General features: G+C 68.0%; 15 protein-coding genes. 8 read left to right on the top strand and 7 right to left on the bottom strand.

What is annotated here, in order from left to right; translation table 11 throughout:
* Positions 1-3 precede the first annotated feature (3 nt).
* From HWX55_RS14060 to HWX55_RS14070, 3 genes are read right to left on the bottom strand one after another with little or no spacing between them, the layout of a single operon-like run.
* Entirely contained in the window at positions 4-2826 is a 2823-nt protein-coding gene (locus HWX55_RS14060; RefSeq protein ID WP_175976110.1) for a molybdopterin cofactor-binding domain-containing protein, read from the bottom strand.
* Positions 2807-3661, bottom strand: coding sequence for an FAD binding domain-containing protein (locus tag HWX55_RS14065; RefSeq protein ID WP_175976111.1), 855 nt, complete (start codon positions 3659-3661; stop codon positions 2807-2809). The genes HWX55_RS14060 and HWX55_RS14065 overlap by 20 nt, the downstream gene beginning before the upstream one ends.
* A gap of 56 nt (positions 3662-3717) precedes the next feature.
* Positions 3718-4395, bottom strand: a complete 678-nt coding sequence (locus HWX55_RS14070; protein WP_050010936.1) for a TetR family transcriptional regulator — start codon at positions 4393-4395, stop codon at positions 3718-3720.
* A 332-nt stretch (positions 4396-4727) separates the two neighbouring features.
* On the opposite strand from HWX55_RS14070, the gene HWX55_RS14075 reads away from it, so the two are divergent.
* From HWX55_RS14075 to HWX55_RS14085, 3 genes are all read left to right on the top strand, one after another.
* Positions 4728-6110: an ATP-binding protein gene (locus HWX55_RS14075; protein WP_175976112.1), complete on the top strand. Its 1383-nt coding sequence runs from the start codon at positions 4728-4730 to the stop codon at positions 6108-6110.
* Positions 6111-6448: 338 nt separating this feature from the next.
* Positions 6449-6838 carry a BON domain-containing protein gene (locus HWX55_RS14080; RefSeq protein WP_050010938.1) on the top strand — a complete coding sequence of 130 codons (390 nt, stop codon included), beginning with the start codon at positions 6449-6451 and terminating at the stop codon, positions 6836-6838.
* A 106-nt stretch (positions 6839-6944) separates the two neighbouring features.
* Complete coding sequence (locus HWX55_RS14085) at positions 6945-7403, top strand: DUF3331 domain-containing protein (RefSeq protein WP_175976113.1); 459 nt, start codon at positions 6945-6947, stop codon at positions 7401-7403.
* Positions 7404-7426: 23 nt separating this feature from the next.
* Here HWX55_RS14085 and HWX55_RS14090 read toward each other — a convergent pair whose 3' ends face one another.
* From HWX55_RS14090 to HWX55_RS14100, 3 genes are all read right to left on the bottom strand, one after another.
* On the bottom strand, positions 7427-7858 hold the full coding sequence (locus HWX55_RS14090; RefSeq protein WP_175976114.1) for a universal stress protein: 432 nt from the start codon (positions 7856-7858) through the stop codon (positions 7427-7429).
* Positions 7859-8043: 185 nt separating this feature from the next.
* Positions 8044-8589: an RNA polymerase sigma factor gene (locus tag HWX55_RS14095; RefSeq protein WP_050010941.1), complete on the bottom strand. Its 546-nt coding sequence runs from the start codon at positions 8587-8589 to the stop codon at positions 8044-8046.
* Between the two features lie 110 nt (positions 8590-8699).
* Positions 8700-8930, bottom strand: a complete 231-nt coding sequence (locus tag HWX55_RS14100) for a DUF4148 domain-containing protein (protein WP_175976115.1) — start codon at positions 8928-8930, stop codon at positions 8700-8702.
* A gap of 584 nt (positions 8931-9514) precedes the next feature.
* Here HWX55_RS14100 and HWX55_RS14105 point away from each other — a divergent pair.
* The 4 genes from HWX55_RS14105 to HWX55_RS14120 all read left to right on the top strand — a co-directional run bounded on the left by HWX55_RS14105 (position 9515) and on the right by HWX55_RS14120 (position 13280).
* A complete protein-coding gene (locus tag HWX55_RS14105; protein ID WP_050010943.1) occupies positions 9515-10183 on the top strand; it encodes a response regulator in 669 nt (222 codons plus the stop codon).
* A gap of 130 nt (positions 10184-10313) precedes the next feature.
* Positions 10314-10697, top strand: a complete 384-nt coding sequence (locus HWX55_RS14110) for a response regulator (protein WP_175976116.1) — start codon at positions 10314-10316, stop codon at positions 10695-10697.
* Positions 10698-10839: 142 nt separating this feature from the next.
* On the top strand, positions 10840-11916 hold the full coding sequence (locus HWX55_RS14115) for a HAMP domain-containing sensor histidine kinase (protein WP_175976117.1): 1077 nt from the start codon (positions 10840-10842) through the stop codon (positions 11914-11916).
* 173 nt (positions 11917-12089) lie between these two features.
* Positions 12090-13280, top strand: coding sequence for an MFS transporter (locus tag HWX55_RS14120; RefSeq protein WP_175976118.1), 1191 nt, complete (start codon positions 12090-12092; stop codon positions 13278-13280).
* A 33-nt stretch (positions 13281-13313) separates the two neighbouring features.
* Here HWX55_RS14120 and HWX55_RS14125 read toward each other — a convergent pair whose 3' ends face one another.
* Positions 13314-14579 (bottom strand): condensation domain-containing protein, encoded by a 1266-nt coding sequence (locus tag HWX55_RS14125; RefSeq protein WP_244140564.1) that lies wholly within the window; start codon positions 14577-14579, stop codon positions 13314-13316.
* Between the two features lie 252 nt (positions 14580-14831).
* Here HWX55_RS14125 and HWX55_RS14130 point away from each other — a divergent pair, with 252 nt between their 5' ends.
* The gene (locus HWX55_RS14130) at positions 14832-15248 is read left to right on the top strand and encodes an organic hydroperoxide resistance protein (protein ID WP_175976119.1); all 417 of its coding nucleotides are present in this window, start codon (positions 14832-14834) and stop codon (positions 15246-15248) included.
* The last annotated feature ends 16 nt before the right edge of the window (positions 15249-15264 follow it).

Below are 15264 nucleotides of genomic sequence, written 5' to 3' on the forward strand. Positions count from 1 at the left end.
GCGCTATCGAAGCGCGGAAGGCCGTTTGCCGGTCGCGAGTGCGCGCCGCACGACGTCCGGCGTGGCCGGCGCTTCGCGGATGCGTACGCCGGTCGCGTGATGGATCGCGTTCAGGATGGCCGCGGCCGTCGGCACGAGCGCCGGCTCGCCGATGCCTTTCGCGCCGTACGGGCCGACGGCCGTCGGCGCCTCGATGAAGATCGACTGCACGTCGGGCATGTCGTGCACGGTCGGAATCACGTAGTCGTGCAGATTGTTGTATCGGCCGGGGTGGTACTTCTCCATCAGCGCCATGCCGACGCCTTGCGCGACCGCGCCTTCGACCTGTCCTTCGAGCAGCGTCGGATTGACCATCCTGCCGACGTCGTGCGCGGCCACGACCTTGAGTACCCGCACGCGCCCGCTTTCGCAGTCCACCGCGACCTCCGCCATCTGCGCGCCGAACGCGTAGGTTGCATAAGGCGTGCCTTGCCCCGACGCATCGAGCGACGTGGTCGGCGGATCGAAGCGCTCCTCGGCCGCGATCACGTAGCCGTGCGCATCGACGGGCAGCGTCCGCAGATCCAGCGGATGGCCGTCGACGGCGATGCCGCGCGCATCGGATGAAATCCGCGCATCGGACGCCGCGCCGGCGAACGCGAGCAACCGGTGGCGCAGCGCCGTGCCGGCCAGGAAGGCCGCGCGACCGGTGATGAAGGTCTGCCGCGACGCCGACGTGCGGCCGCAATCGGGCGACAGCGCGGTATCCGGGCCGACGAATTGCAGCCGGTCGACCGGTACGCCGAGCGCGTCGGCCGCGATTTGCGGAATGACGGTATTCGCGCCCTGGCCGGCATCCACCGCCCCCTGGTGCAGGACGATCGTGCCGTCGCGCCGGATGCCGAAGCGAACGGTCGACGGGTTCGGCAATGCGGTGTTGCCGCAGCCGTAGAAGAACGCCGCGACGCCGACGCCATGGCGAATGTGGCCGGGCGCCGCCGCATTCAGCGTCGCGATCCGCGCATGGGCGTCACGCCACGCCGGACGCAGCGCATCGAGGCATGCGACGAGGCCGACGCTGTCGTCGAGCACTTGCCCGGTCGGCAGCGTATCGCCCGGGCGCAACGCGTTCAGCGCGCGGAACTCGAGCGGATCGATGCCCGCCGCGAACGCTAGCTCGTCGATCAGCTGTTCCTGCGACATCGTCGTTTGCGGCACGCCGAAGCCGCGGAAAGCGCCGGCCGGCGTCACGTGCGTATGAATCGCGCGTGTGTGCGCCGCGTAGTGCGGAATCACGTACGGGCCGCCCGCATGCACCGGTACGCGATTCGCGACGGCCGTCCCCCAGGACGCGAACGCGCCGGTGTTGTAGTCGCCTTCGAACGTCACCGCGCGCAGCCGCCCATCGGCATCGGCGGCGATGCTGGACGTCATGCGGCCGGGATGGCGCTTGGTCGACGTGGCCATCGATTCCTCGCGCGAGAACGCCATCGCGACGGGCCGGTCGAGATGCCAGGCCGCGATCGCGAGCAGCGGCTGGACCGTCATGTCGAGCTTGCCGCCGAAGCCGCCGCCGACCGCGGTCGCCACGACGCGCACCTGTTCCGGCGCCACGCCGAGAATGCGCGCGAGGTCGGTGCGATGCGGATGCGGCGCCTGCGTCGACGAATGGATTTCGATCACGTTGCCCACGCGTCGCGCCCAGCCGGCTTCCGGCTCGAGGTACGCATGCTCGACGAAACTGGACTGGAACGTTGCGCTGACGACGTGACGGGCATCCTGTATCGCGCGCTCCGGGTCGCCGCGGCGCACCACGCCCTCGATCAGCACGTTGCCGGGGCGATCGGCGTGCAACTGCGGACTGTCGTCCAGCACGGCGTCGGCGATCGCGAGAACCGGCGTCAGCGGCGCCCACCGCACCGGAAAGCGGTCGAGGTCGAGCGCCGCGATTGCGGCGCGCTCGCCGACCACCAGCGCGACCGCCTCGAGATGGTGGCGTGTTTCGGTATCCGGAAGGACCGGCTGGTCCGCGTACGGCGTCGCGACGCCGTGCAGATTCATGCCCGGCACGTCGGCGTGGGTGAGGACGCGATGCACGCCCGGATGCGCGTCGACGAATGCGGCGAGGTCGCCGAACGCGAAACGTGCGCGGTGATGCGGGCAACGCACCGCGCGCACGAACAGGCTGTCGGCCGGGTAGTCGTCGGCGCCGAATCGCTGGCTGCCGTCGACTTTTTCGGGGCCGTCGAGACGCGTGAGCGGGACGCCGACGGACGGCCCTTCGGACGGCGCGGGCGTGCGGCACCGCGCGGCGGCGCCGCATCCGACTTCGGTCACCGCGTCGACGATCTTCTGATAGCCGGTGCAGCGACACAGCACGCCGTCGATCGCGGCCCGCGCACCGGCGCGGTCGCTGACTTCGCCGGCGTCGATGGCCGCCGCCGCCGCGGCGAGCATGCCGGGCGTGCAGAAACCGCATTGCACCGCCTGATGGGCGAGAAACGCCTGCTGCAGGCGGCTGCCGCAGCGCGTGCCGTCGGCAAGGCCTTCGACGGTGACGACACGACGCCCCGCGATCTGTCCGACCGGGATCAGGCATGCATAGCGTGCGTCGCCGTCGACGATCACCGTGCAGCTGCCGCAATCGCCCTGACGGCAGCCTTCCTTGGTGCCGAACTGGCGCAGGTCCGCACGCAGATGGTCGACGAGGCGCTGCGAGCGGTCCGCCGGCAGGGGGCGCCGCGTGCCGTTGAGGTCGAACCAGTCCGGTTCCGGCGAAATCGCCGGGCCGCCGCCCGCGATGGTGTCGCGAACGTCGGCAAGCGGGTCAGACTGCGGATGCGCCACGTGCGTTCTCCTCGATGCAGCATGTGAAAGCGCGCGAGATGGCCAGCCGCGCGAGATGAAGGCGATGCAGGGCGGTCGCCCGGCAGTCGTCGGCCGGGGACAGCTCGTCCAGCGGCGACATTGCAAGCACGTCGGCCAGTTCGTCGCGCCGCCGGCCCGTCAGTGCATTTTCGAGCACCTGCATCCGGCGCGCAACGTTGGAGGCGCCGCCGACGGCAACGGCGGCCGCCTCGATCGTCCCCGCGGTGCACACGCGCAACTGCGCGGCGGCCGACACCACGGCGATCGCCGCGCCGTCGCGATTCGTGCACTTGATGAACGACGTACGCGCGTGCGCGCGGGGTTGCACAAACCGCAGCGCCACCAGCAATTCGTCGGCGTCCAGCGCGGTCCGGCGGTTGCCCAGCAGGAATTCGGCCAACGGCAAGCGGCGCATGCCGCGCACGCTGGCCAGTTCGACGCTCGCATCGAGCGCCAGCAGCGCGGGGATGCCATCCGCGACGGCGGACGCATGGCACACGTTCCCGCCGATCGTGCCCTGCACGCGAATCTGCCGGGGGCCGATCGACGCGGCTGCGTCCGTGAGCGCCACGGGCAGCCATGCCGTGCGCGCGATGGCGTCCCACGTGGCAGCCGCACCGATACGGGCGACGCCGTCGTTCAGCTCGATGCCGCGCAGCGCGTCGACGTGGCTGATATCCAGCCATGCCGAGCGCGCCGGCACGAGCCCGATATCGGCAAATGCGTCGGTGGCCCCGCACACGATGCGCGGCCGCGGCTGCGCCGCAAGCGTACCGAGCGCTTCGTCGAGGGTAGTGGCGCGAACGTAGTTCATTTCAAGGTGTCTGCATCGTCATGGTCACGCGGGGCGACATCGGCGCCGGCACACGCTCAATCGCCGATCGGCGGATCCTTGCGAACGACCCGCAGCACGCTGTCGATGACGAACGCCTCCCATCGGCGCACGGCCTCCGGCGCATTCAGTTCCTCGCCGAGGAACGCGGACAACGTGTGGCGGTTCGACGTATAAAAATACGCTGCCGAAATGATCAGCAGGAAAACGTCGCGCGCGTTCAGCTCCGTGCGGAACAATCCCTGTTCGGCGCCGTTTTCGAGAATCCTGGCCACGATCTGCACCGCATGCGACGAATATTCGCCCCGGCGTTCGAGCCTGGCCAAATGCTTGCCCTGGTGCAGGTTCTCGGTGTTGAGCAGCGTGATGAAATCGGGATTGCGCCAATAGTAGTCCAGCTTGAAGCGAATCACGGTCTTGAGCGCTTCCACGGGATTCGACGGATCGGGCGCCATCTTGAGCTCCGCCTCGTCCATTCGCCGATAGATGCCTTCCAGCACCGCGACGAACAGGCCCTCCTTGCTCCCGTAGTAGTAGTAGATCATCCGGTCATAGGATTTCGCCAGCCTGGAGATCCGCTCCACGCTGCCGCCTTCGTAGCCGTAGCGCGCGAAGACCTTGGTCGCCGCGCGCAGGATCTTGTCGCGGGTTTCCTGTGCCGCTGCCTCCCGGACACCGGTTCCGCGCACCGTCTTGGCTTTTGTTGCTTGAGTCATACCGCTCCTATGGCGGCCGGCAACCTCGTCGTGCCGCCTGAAAGAAACCTGGAACAGCGGCATTCCTCGAACTTTCGTACAGGGAACGCTACATGAATTCGGGATTCTACGGAACTCTCGCCGGGTTCGCAACAAATCGTGAATAGGTAATTGATTCAATGGGTTGAAGGGGGTGTGGTCGACGTATCGGCACGCATGAAGATGGCGTGAACGCTATCTTCACATTTTTATTTTGAGAAACTGCTGCTACCATTAGTTTGTGGAGTACTCACTACATGAAATGTTGATTTCAGGTTGGCAGAGGCCGATGCCGGCAAGCAGGAGATAGACCCATGAACAACGAACTCGACGATGTCTGCAGCACGCTCGCTGCGCGGACGCCATGGAAATCGCTCGCCGATCCGGGCGGGGCCGAAGCCGGCCCGGCCTTCGACGAACTCGTGTCTCGATCGCTGCGGTCGGTCGACGTGCACGCGTTGCGCGACGTCTCGCGCGCGATGGCGCACGAGGCTTCGCCCGCGACGCGCGTCGCGACACTGCTCGAGTCGGCGCTGCGGGGGGCGGGGGCAACCTGGGGCGTGATCGCGGTGCTGCGCGACGGCGGCTGGGAGGCAGCGGCCGTCGCGACGGCCGCGAACGGACCGCACACCGAGCGGCGGCCGGCCGACCGGCTGCCCGTGCCGATCATTGCCGCCGCCGTGCACCTGCGCAACGGCCTGGTGCTGCGCGATGCGTGCGCCGCCGACCATTGGCGAACGGACGACTATGTGCGCCGCCGCAAGCCGCGCTCGGTGATCTGCGTGCCGATACGGTGCAATGGTGAACTGATCGGTGCGCTGTATCTCGAGCATGGCGACCTGCCGGGCATGTTCACGCCGGCGAAGGCCGCACTGGTCGAGATCATTGCGCCGCATGCCGGATGCGTGCTGGAGAACCTTCGGCTGCGCGACGAGCTGGACGCGCAGCGCGCACGCGTGGGCAGCGTCGAAGCCGCGATGCGCGAAACGCAGTCCGAAATGGATCGCACCAGTCGGCTGACCGCGTACGGAGAGCTTGCGGCGTCGATCGTGCACGAGGTCGCCCAGCCCGTCACGGCGATCGACACGTCCGCGCGTGCCGGGCTGAAATGGCTCGACCGCGGCGCGCCGAACATCGAAGCCGCCCGCGAGATGCTTGCGCACATCTGCGCGTGCACGGTGCGTGCGCGGACCATCATCGGTGCGCTGCGCGCCAGGGCACGGCGCACGGCGCCCGTGTTCGCCGTGTTCGACCTCGCCGATGCGCTGCGCGAGGCGGCGGAGATACTCGAAAGCACGCTGGACGCGATGAAGGTGAACTTGCGCGTCGACGGATGTGCGTCGCCGATACCGATGCGCGGCGAACGCGTGCCGCTGCAGCAGGCCATCATCAGCCTGCTGATGAACGGCGCGGAATCGATGATCGGTACACCTGAAGGAGAGCGTGTCATCGTGCTGACATGCGAATTGGAGCGGAACCTCGTGCGCATCCGGATCGACGACAACGGCGACGGCTTCGATCCGCAGGTGGCCGCGCGCCTGTTCGAACCGCTGTTCACCACCAAGCCGCACGGAATGGGCATGGGGCTGTCCATCTGCAAGTCCATCGTTGAAGCGCACAACGGGCAGCTGGAACTTGCGCCGCGCGAGCACGGCGGCACGCGGGCCACGGTGACACTGCCGGTTTCTTCGATGTGAGCGGGCACGGTCGCGATGTGTCGGGGCGTGAATCGGTGCGCGACCGCTGCACGTCGCGGGAAGGGGCAGGGCGAACCGGACCGGCTGCCTATACGAACGTATGCGGCGACTCATGCCGACGCGTCAGGCGGCTAGCTGCAGATGCTATGGAGCACGCCGACGCGTCACCTTATGCTCGCTTCACCGGTACACGATTCACGTTGACGACGGCGCGACCGACCCGTCAGCGAGTCGGAATCGCGACGCGGCGCGGACGTGATGCGTGCGCATCGTGACGACGCAGGTCGCCGGAACACACGTGCTTGTCGATCCGATACCAGACATCCAAGGAACCCATCATGAAACTCCGACACATCGTCGTCACCGGCGGCCTCGCCGTCGCCCTGATCGCCGGCATGAACCTGCGCGCGTTCGCGGACGAACGACCCGATACGGCCGGTGCGGATGCCGCGCTCACGACGACGCCGGCGGCCGGCACGTCGAAGAAGGCGGTCCGTGCGGCCAATCGCACGTTTTCGCGGTCGGTGCAGAAGGCACTGTCCCATACGAAGGGGCTTGAAGGGAAGCCGATCGTCGTGTTCGGCAACGCGTCGACCGGACGCGTGACGCTGACCGGCCAGGTCGAAAGCGAAGACCTCGATCATCTGGCGGTCGAGGCGGCGCGGAAGGTGCGCGGCGTCACGGCGGTGAACAGCCGGATCACGCTGCGCTCGGAAGGCGGCGCCTGAGCGACGGCCGGACGCACCGCCGGCGAATCGCCCCGCCGTGGCCGCTTGCGTGCGTCCGCCTTCACACGACCGATACGACCGACACGACCGGATGGGAGAAACGATGATGGCGACCCTGCCTGAAGCGGACATCATGATTCGCACGTTGATCAATGTCCTCGATCCTTCGCTGGAGCAACGCGATGTCTGCCGGCAAGCGCAGCGCACGCGATACAAGTCGCGCCGCTTCGGCCGGCGCCGGTCCGACGACGACGACACGCTCGCACGTGAAGCGCCGCTTGACGCGATCGAGGTGATCGAGTGCCTGTCGTCGTCCATGATCACCGTTTCATGGAGCGACTCGCGTTCGGGACGGTATACCGAGCAGATCTGGTGCCGCAGCCGCGCACGCGAGCCGGCGGTCTGCGCGTTGACGGGAAGCGCGATCGCGCGCGGCGATCGCGTGTTCCGTCCGCGCTCGAGCGACGTTTGCCTGCCCGCCAACCGGCAACGCATGATTCTCGCGGCGACCATTCAGTCATGCGCCGGCGTATCGGTGCCCGACGCGCTCGAGCCGGACGCGTGATGCGCGCGGCGCGAGCGGCGGCCCTACGCGGACGGCACCGTCACGACGATCAGCGCCGCGCCACGAAGGCGCTCGGCAAGATCGAAGTGAACCGGGCGCTCGCGCCACCAGCGCGCGAACCCGCTGCTGGCGCGATGGCCGACGACGATCATGTCCGGACGGGTGGTCAGCGCGTGGGCGGCGACGGCGTCGGCCGCGCGTCCGAATCGCACGAAGCCGCGCGCGTCGATGCCGTCGTCCGCGAGTGTGACGATCGCGCGCTGAAGTGCGTCGCGCGCGAATTCCTCGAGGCGATGGTGGGCGAGACCGGTGAGCAGTCCGGCCGTCTGCGCGTTCGCGGTCACGGGATCCACGACGGTGACGACGTCGACCGCCGCGGACAGCGCGTGCGACAGCGCCGCACATCGCGCGAGCGCGGCCTGTGCCTCGTCGGTGCCGTCATAGACGAGTAGCATTCTGGAAAGTGCTGACATATTTCGTGTCGAGTAGTAGGTGCCCGGTCGCATCCCCCGCGGCGGATGCGATTGCCTACACTGAACACGCCACGCACGTCGTTTATTCCGTCGCCGTTCGTGCATGGCCGCGACGTGCCGCGAGCGAGGCGGACCCGCGTCGATCGACTTGCCCGCGGCAACGCGCATCAGCCGCCGGCCGCCGAACCCGTGAAGTTGTCCCGCGACGTGCGCGCTGCGCCGCCGCCGAGCGCGATGCGGATCGCCTTGCGCGCACGCGATATCCGGCTCATGACGGTGCCGATCGGGATGTCGAGCGTGTACGCGGCTTCCCTGTAGCTCAGCCCGTCGACGCTGACGAGCAGCAACGCGATGCGCTGCGGTTCGGGCAACCGTTCGACGGCGTCGACGATCTGGCGGACGGCCACGGCGGTCTCCGACGCTGCGCGCGGATCGGCGACCGTTTCCAGCAGCGCGTCGCTGCACTCGAGCAGCAGGCGGTCGCGCCGATTGCGTCGCCGCAACTCGTTGAGCCAGATCGAATGGACGATCGAGAAGACCCAGCTGACCGGCGCGGTATCGGACCGCAGTTGATGAACCCGCTCGAGCGCGCGAATGCATGCGCGCTGCACGAGCTCGTCCGCGTCGTGTCGATTCCCGCTCAGACGCAGCGCGAACGACCGCAGACGCGGCAGCATGTCGGGAAGCATCGTTGAAAATTCGGTTGGCTTCATGGGCAGACGGGCGTGCCCCCTACCTGGGGCGAAATGCAGTGACGGCCCGGGCGCAGGCGAGGACGCCGACGGTGTCTCGCCTGTGCGGGGGGCGACACGAGGGCTGCCGTTCAATGCCCGGAATAGAGTTTCCTCAGCGCGTCGAGCTCGCCGTTCTGTCGCGCCGCCACCAGCTCCTGGCGGACTTCCGAGCGGGTCTTCGCCATCGGGGCGAGCGGCGCCCACTGGCTGGCGGCCTGCCCGTCGGAATGTCCGGCGACCGTGTCGGCCGGGGATGCCGCGTAGGCGGATGCAGTCAGCGCGAGCGCGGCGAATGCGAGCGTGATTTTCGACGTGTTCATGCGGGGCTCCTGAAGAGGGATGGAACGGAACGTATTCGCGTCACCTGATGGCGTCGGGAGCCTGCATGGGCCCGCGACGTCGTGTTCGTATCAGGTTCCGCCGTGGGTGTATTGAGCGCTGGAGAGGTATCTCGCGTGTGTCCGGCGCGCAGCGTTTTGCAATGTCATGTATCCGCGCCGAAGCCCGATACATTCGGATACTCATGGGTGCGTCGGCGCGTGGCGGCAACGGACGGACGCGGTCGGCGCGGTCGATGTTCGGCGCTGTTTTACGCGCGGCCTCCGATGTTCGACCGGCGGTCATGCGCCGCGACGAGGTCGCGCAAGCCGATGAGCGGCCGAGCCGGCGCGCGCGCAGTTGCATCGGTGAATTGCGACTGGAATAATTGGCGCGTTCGCGTGTTTTCATTGATGCCGGCAGAGTGGGCGATCGTTGGGGCATCGTCCGCATGCGTCGCGGCAACGTGCCCGGCCGCACGATGCGAACGGGGCATCCCGCTTCGAGCGGCGGCCGCACCGCGTGCATCGAGATGCCTTCGCGCCGCCACGCGGCCATTCCAGCAAATTCACCAGCGAATATTTCAATGCCCGAGATCAGAATGCCGAACGTGGCGACTTCATCCGACGATCGGAGCGGCCGTGTCGTCTATGTCGTCGACGACGACGAATTCGTGCGTGCCGCGCTCGTCAGCCTGTTGCGCTCGATCGATCTGGCGGTATGCGCGTTTGCGTCGACCGAAGCGTTTCTCGCGGCGCCGAAGGGGACGGGGCCGTCTTGCCTCGTGCTCGACGTGCGATTGCGCGGGCAGAGCGGGATCGCGTTCCAGAAGTCGCTGGTCGAGAATGGCGGCCCGCAGATGCCGATCATCTTCATGACCGGGCACGGCGACATCGCGATGACGGTGAAGGCGATGAAGGCTGGCGCGATGGATTTCCTGACGAAGCCGTTTCATGACCAGGAAATGATCGATGCGGTGGTCGCGGCGCTCGACCGCGACGCGCAGCGGCTGGAGGCCAGCCAGTCGCTGCTCGATCTGCGCGAATGCTGGGAATCGCTGACGCCGCGGGAGCGGGAGGTGCTGCAACACGTCGCGACGGGCCTGATGAACAAGCAGGTCGCCGGCAACATGGGCATCGCCGAGATCACGGCCAAGATCCATCGCGGCCAGGCGATGCGAAAGATGAAATGTCGTTCCGTCGCGGAACTGGTGCGCAAGATGACCGCGCTCGGCATCGAATTGCCGTCGCGGTAGCGACGGCGTCGTCGGGAGCAAGCCGACCCATACGTAGATATGGTGGCGGTTCGGCGGCGTGACGGTATGCTGGCGGCTTGTGTAGCAGTATGTGGGGCGAGCCTGCTCGTTCCCCTGGCCATAAGCGCGGATGCCTCTTTCACTCTCAGTCACCGATCTCGTAGCGATTGTCGACGACGATCCGTTCGTGCGCGCCGCCGTGAGAAGCTTCGTGCGCGCGCTGGGCGGCGACGCGTGCGAGTTCGCGTCGGCGCCGGCATTCCTCGCGTCCGACCGGGTGGCGCGCACGCGCTGCCTGATCTGCGACATCCAGATGCCCGGGATGGACGGCATCGACGTGCTGTCGCGGATCGAAGCCGCCGGCGCGCGCATTCCGACCATATTCGTCACGGCGTTCGCCACCGTCCGCCAGCGCGAGCGCGTGCGCGCGAGCGCCGCGCTGTGTCTCCTCGAAAAACCGATCGATGCGCGCGAACTCGAAGGGTGGCTCGCCCGCGCGCTCCGGCACGGCTGACCGCCTGACGGTTGCGGTTGCCGCGGCGGCAACCTAAACCTTCGTAGGGGGTGAATGGCCGCTTGTTTGATGGTGCACGCCCCCGTGCGCGTGTTTTCATCTGTCCTGTACCGTCCGCCGCGACGGCGACAGGAGAACGAAGATGGCGCACATTCCTACCTTATCGTCAGCGACTGTGTTTGAATCGCGGGCCACGCGCAGCCTGCGCGGCGTCGCCCGCGCAGTGTTCCCGCATCCGCGCGAATTCGTCGTGTGGTCGGTGCGGCTCCTGCTCGTCGCCGGCGTGCCACTGATCGCGGCCGGCATGTACGACGCACGCGCGACGTTCGCGAACCCATTGCGCGCGGTGGCCAGCGACGGTCTGCTGATCGCCGCGATCGGGGCGATCCTGTTCGCGCTGGTCGCGACCGTGCTGTGGTCGTGGCGGCGGATGCTCAGGCTGGATGCGACCGTGCGCGAGCTTGCCGATGCCATCGACAAGCAAGGTATCGAGGCGCTCCCCGATACGTGGGCCGAACGCGGCGCGCCGTCGATCGCGACGCTCGCACGCGCGATCAACGGCGCGCACCGCCAGCACGCGGAGCGCATGACGGAATTGCTGCACGTGCTGGCCGCCTACGCGCACGACCTGCGCACGCCGCTCACGCGAATGATGCTGCGCAGCGAGATGCTGGATGACGGTGCGCTGCGCGATGCGATCGAGCGCGATCTTGCCGAGATGAGCGAACTGGTCGACGCGAGCCTCGCGTGCGCCCGACTTCAATGCAGCGTGCCGGAGCCGCCGCGCCGTGTCGACGCGGACGAGATGCTCGGTGTGCTGGTCGACAGCTATCGCGACGCGGGCCTGACCGTCGATCTCGACGGACGGGTCGGGCATCCTCTCGTGACGTTCCCGCATGCGCTGCGCCGCGTGCTCGTCAACCTGATCGACAATGCGTTGCGTTACGGGGGCGACGTCCGCCTGTGTGTGTGCGTCGACGCGCGGCACGTGATGCTGACCGTGCTGGATTCGGGGCCGGGTATCGTGCCGGCGGAACTCGAGGCGGTGTTCAAGCCCTGGTACCGCGCGCCGCAGACGGCGGGGCGCGCGCCGGGGTCGGGGCTGGGGCTCGCGATCGCCCGCCGGCTCACGCGGGCGATGCAGGGGGACCTGCAACTGAACAATCGCAGCACCGGCGGCCTCGAGGCGACGGTGATATTGCCGCTCGCGCCTGCATGAACGCATCGCCGCGGGGCGTCCGTTTCCGCCGATACATCTCGATACGCCGGCGACATACGCCGGATACATGGCGGGCGTCCAATCGGGAAGCCGGGCGCCGCATTCCGCTGGATGGCGACGGTCAACTGAAGGACCGGCAGGCCGGCCGGAATTTCGAAACAATAGGAGGCACGATGGCCGATTCCCACACGATGTCCGCGCGCGGTGCATCGTTCGTGCTGCTCGGTGCGCTGTTGACGGCATGCGGATACGGCGCGACGTTCCTGTTGTCGATGCATTTTCGTTCGGCGGGCGGCGGCGACGTCGATACCGGCGTCGCGCTGGTCGAAGCGATGGTCGGCGCATTGATCGGCCTGCCGCTGGTCGCATGGCTGGCCCATTCGATCGGCACCGCCCGTACCGCCGCGCTGGCCGCACTCGTAGTCGGCGCGGGCGTCGTCGGATTTGCGCTGATCGACCGCACCGGGTCGCTGAGCGTCGTGCCCGGACTGCTGGTCGGCGTCGGCTGGGGCGCGTTCTACCTCGCGGCGCCGATGATGCTTGCCGAGCGCACCACGGATACCGAACGCGAGCGCTGGTTCTTGCGGTTCGGGTCGTTTCAGATGGCGGGCGTCGGCGGCGGCCCGGCCGTCGCGTCGCTCGCGATACGCAACTGGCACTGGACGACGGGGACGGTGTTCTGCACCGTCGGCGGATTGTGCGCGATGGCCGCCGTCATGCTCGAATGCTTCGGCCGGCTGTCGCCGGCGTCGCTGTCCGCCGCGCGGCCGGTACGGCCACGATGGGGCCGCGAGATGGCGGCGATCGCCCGCACGCACGCGATCTATCCGATCGCGATCATCGCGCTCGGCTCGAGCGTCTTCTCGGGGCTGATGACGTTCCAGATGTCGATGGCGCAGGAAACCGGCGTGAAGGCCGGAACGTTCTTCGGGCTGTATTCGGCCACGGTGGTCGTCATCCGCTGGCTGCTCGGCGCGCTCGTGATCCGGATGCGCGTCGATGCGACCACGCAGATCCTGCTCGGCTTCATGATCCTGAGCGTCGCGGTGACGTTCGCCGTGCCGCACCATGCGCTGCTGCATTCGGCCAGCGCCGTGCTGCTGGGCACCGGCTACGGTCTCATCTATCCGATCGTCCAGACGCAGGCCGTCAACAGCGCCGAGGCGCGGCATCGGCACGCGGTGCTCACGTGGTTCGTCGCATCGTACTTCGTCGGCGCGTTCGGATTCCCGGCGCTCGGCAGCCTGGTGCTGGTCACCCTGGGCAGGACGATGCTGCTGACGCTCATCGCCGCATGCGGGCTGGCGGCGTTGCTGCTGTCGGTCGTCGAGCACCGCAAGCGGGTATCGCTCGCGGCGTTCTGAAACCGCGCGACCGGCGCGGCGCCGCGCCGCCGTTCAGCCGGCGGCGTCCTCGAGAATCGTGCGGACTTCGCCGAGCAATCCCGGGATCGCGCGATGGCTCGTATGCGCGAGCCGCAGGACGCCGTCGATCGTGCACGCGCCGATGACCTGATCGTCGGCGAATCCGGATGTCACGAACGGACCCCACAGCGCGTCGAGCGATACGCCGTCGTACGCGGCGGCGATGGGTTGATTGCCGAGGTTCGACAGCAGGACGTCGAAGGCCAGCACGTTCGACAGGAAGCCGGCCGCGTGTTCGACGCTCGGTCGCGCCGCCATCGCGGTATCGAGCGCCTTCAGCTCCGCCGCGACGCTCGCGCGCGTTTGCGACGGCGCGAGGTCCTGCTTGATCTTGCGGGCGGCTGTCCACAAGTCGACCCCGCGCGGGTGATCGTCGATCGTGACGGTCTGCGTGATGTACACGCCGTTGGCGACACCGGCTTCGCTGGCGAAAGCGCGTACGTCGATCGGCGTGACGGTCCTCAACGCGCGCGCGGCCCAGTCGCTCGACAGGCGCCGGCCCGCTTCATGAACGGCTGCGGCAATCGCGCCATGCACGGTCGTGCGCGCTTGCCGGGCGCGCGCGGCGAGGCGGCGCGTGGCTTCGGCTGAAAGCGCGACGGCGTCGATGTGCGGCAGCTCCGCCGTGTCCGCACGGAACGGCTTCGACTCCGGCGCCGGAACCGGCGCGGGCAGGGTGGCCGCGCCGTTCAGGTCGGCCGCGAGCAGCGTCTCGAGCGACTGCACGAGCGGCAGCGGCGGCGCGGGGTTGCCCGTCAGCGTGCGCAGCAGTTCGTCGATCAGATACGCGGCGCCCATGCCGTCGAGTACGGAGTGATGCGCGACCAGGATCAGCGTCGACGTCGATTCGCGCTGCAACAGTGTCGCGCGCACGAGCGGCGCGGTCGCCCAGTCGAAGCGCGTCGCGATTTCGCGGGCCGTTTCGGTTTGCCACGACGTCGCATGGTGCTCGATCACGCGCAACGGCACCACGGCGCCGGGCACCGAATGGAACGCCGAATTGTGCTGCGCGTCGGTGGCGATACAGGTGGACAGCAGCGGATGTCGGCGCTGCAGCGCCTGAAAGGCAGCGTGCCATGCGCTGGGCGCAAACCGCCGGTCGATCTCCGCGACCATCGCGAAATGCGTCGGCCGATTCTGGTCCAGCAACCAGAACAGATGTTCCGTGCTGCCGAGTGCCCGCACGCGCGTGTGCGCGGGTGCCGGACGATCGTCGATTTCCTGCAGTGGGTTCTGCACCGTTTCACTCCCGAAGGGTTGTCTGCCTCAACAGAACACCGGAGGACGCAGGGCTATTCCCGCTTCGTTTCGGCAATGGCGTTGGCCGGAGCGGCGGATGTGTTTCTCAATGTGTACGCATCGCGAATGGATACATGGCGTTGCATTAGCCCGGCGTCGGGACACATGACCGATACGTGGCCGCGCTCTAATGCATCCCGACGACGCAATACGTTCTCCGTTCATTCACCCTTATCCAGCACGGTACCGATCATGAGCCAGCAAACCAAAGTCCTGTACACCGGCAAGACTCGCACCACCGGCGGGCGCGACGGCGCGGCCCGCAGTGCCGACGGCCGCCTCGACGTGAAGCTCGCCGGGGCCGGCTCGGCCGCGCCCGGCACGAATCCCGAGCAATTGCTGGCCGCGGGCTGGTCGGCATGTTTCATCGGTGCGATGGGGCTGGCCGCGCAACGGCTGAAGGTTGCGCTGCCGCGCGATACGCACGTCGATGCGGAAATCGATCTGGCCATGGCCGACGGCGCGTACTTCCTGCAGGCCCGGCTGAACGTCAGCGTGCCGGGCGTCGACGCGGACGTCGCGCAGGCGCTGGTCGATGCCGCGCACCAGACGTGCCCGTATTCGAAGGCGACGCGCGGCAACGTCGACGTGGTCGTCACGGTGATCTGACGCGCATCGCGCGCCA

This window comes from Burkholderia sp. BCC1047 (assembly GCF_902833155.1).
GTDB classification, from domain to species: domain Bacteria; phylum Pseudomonadota; class Gammaproteobacteria; order Burkholderiales; family Burkholderiaceae; genus Burkholderia; species Burkholderia sola.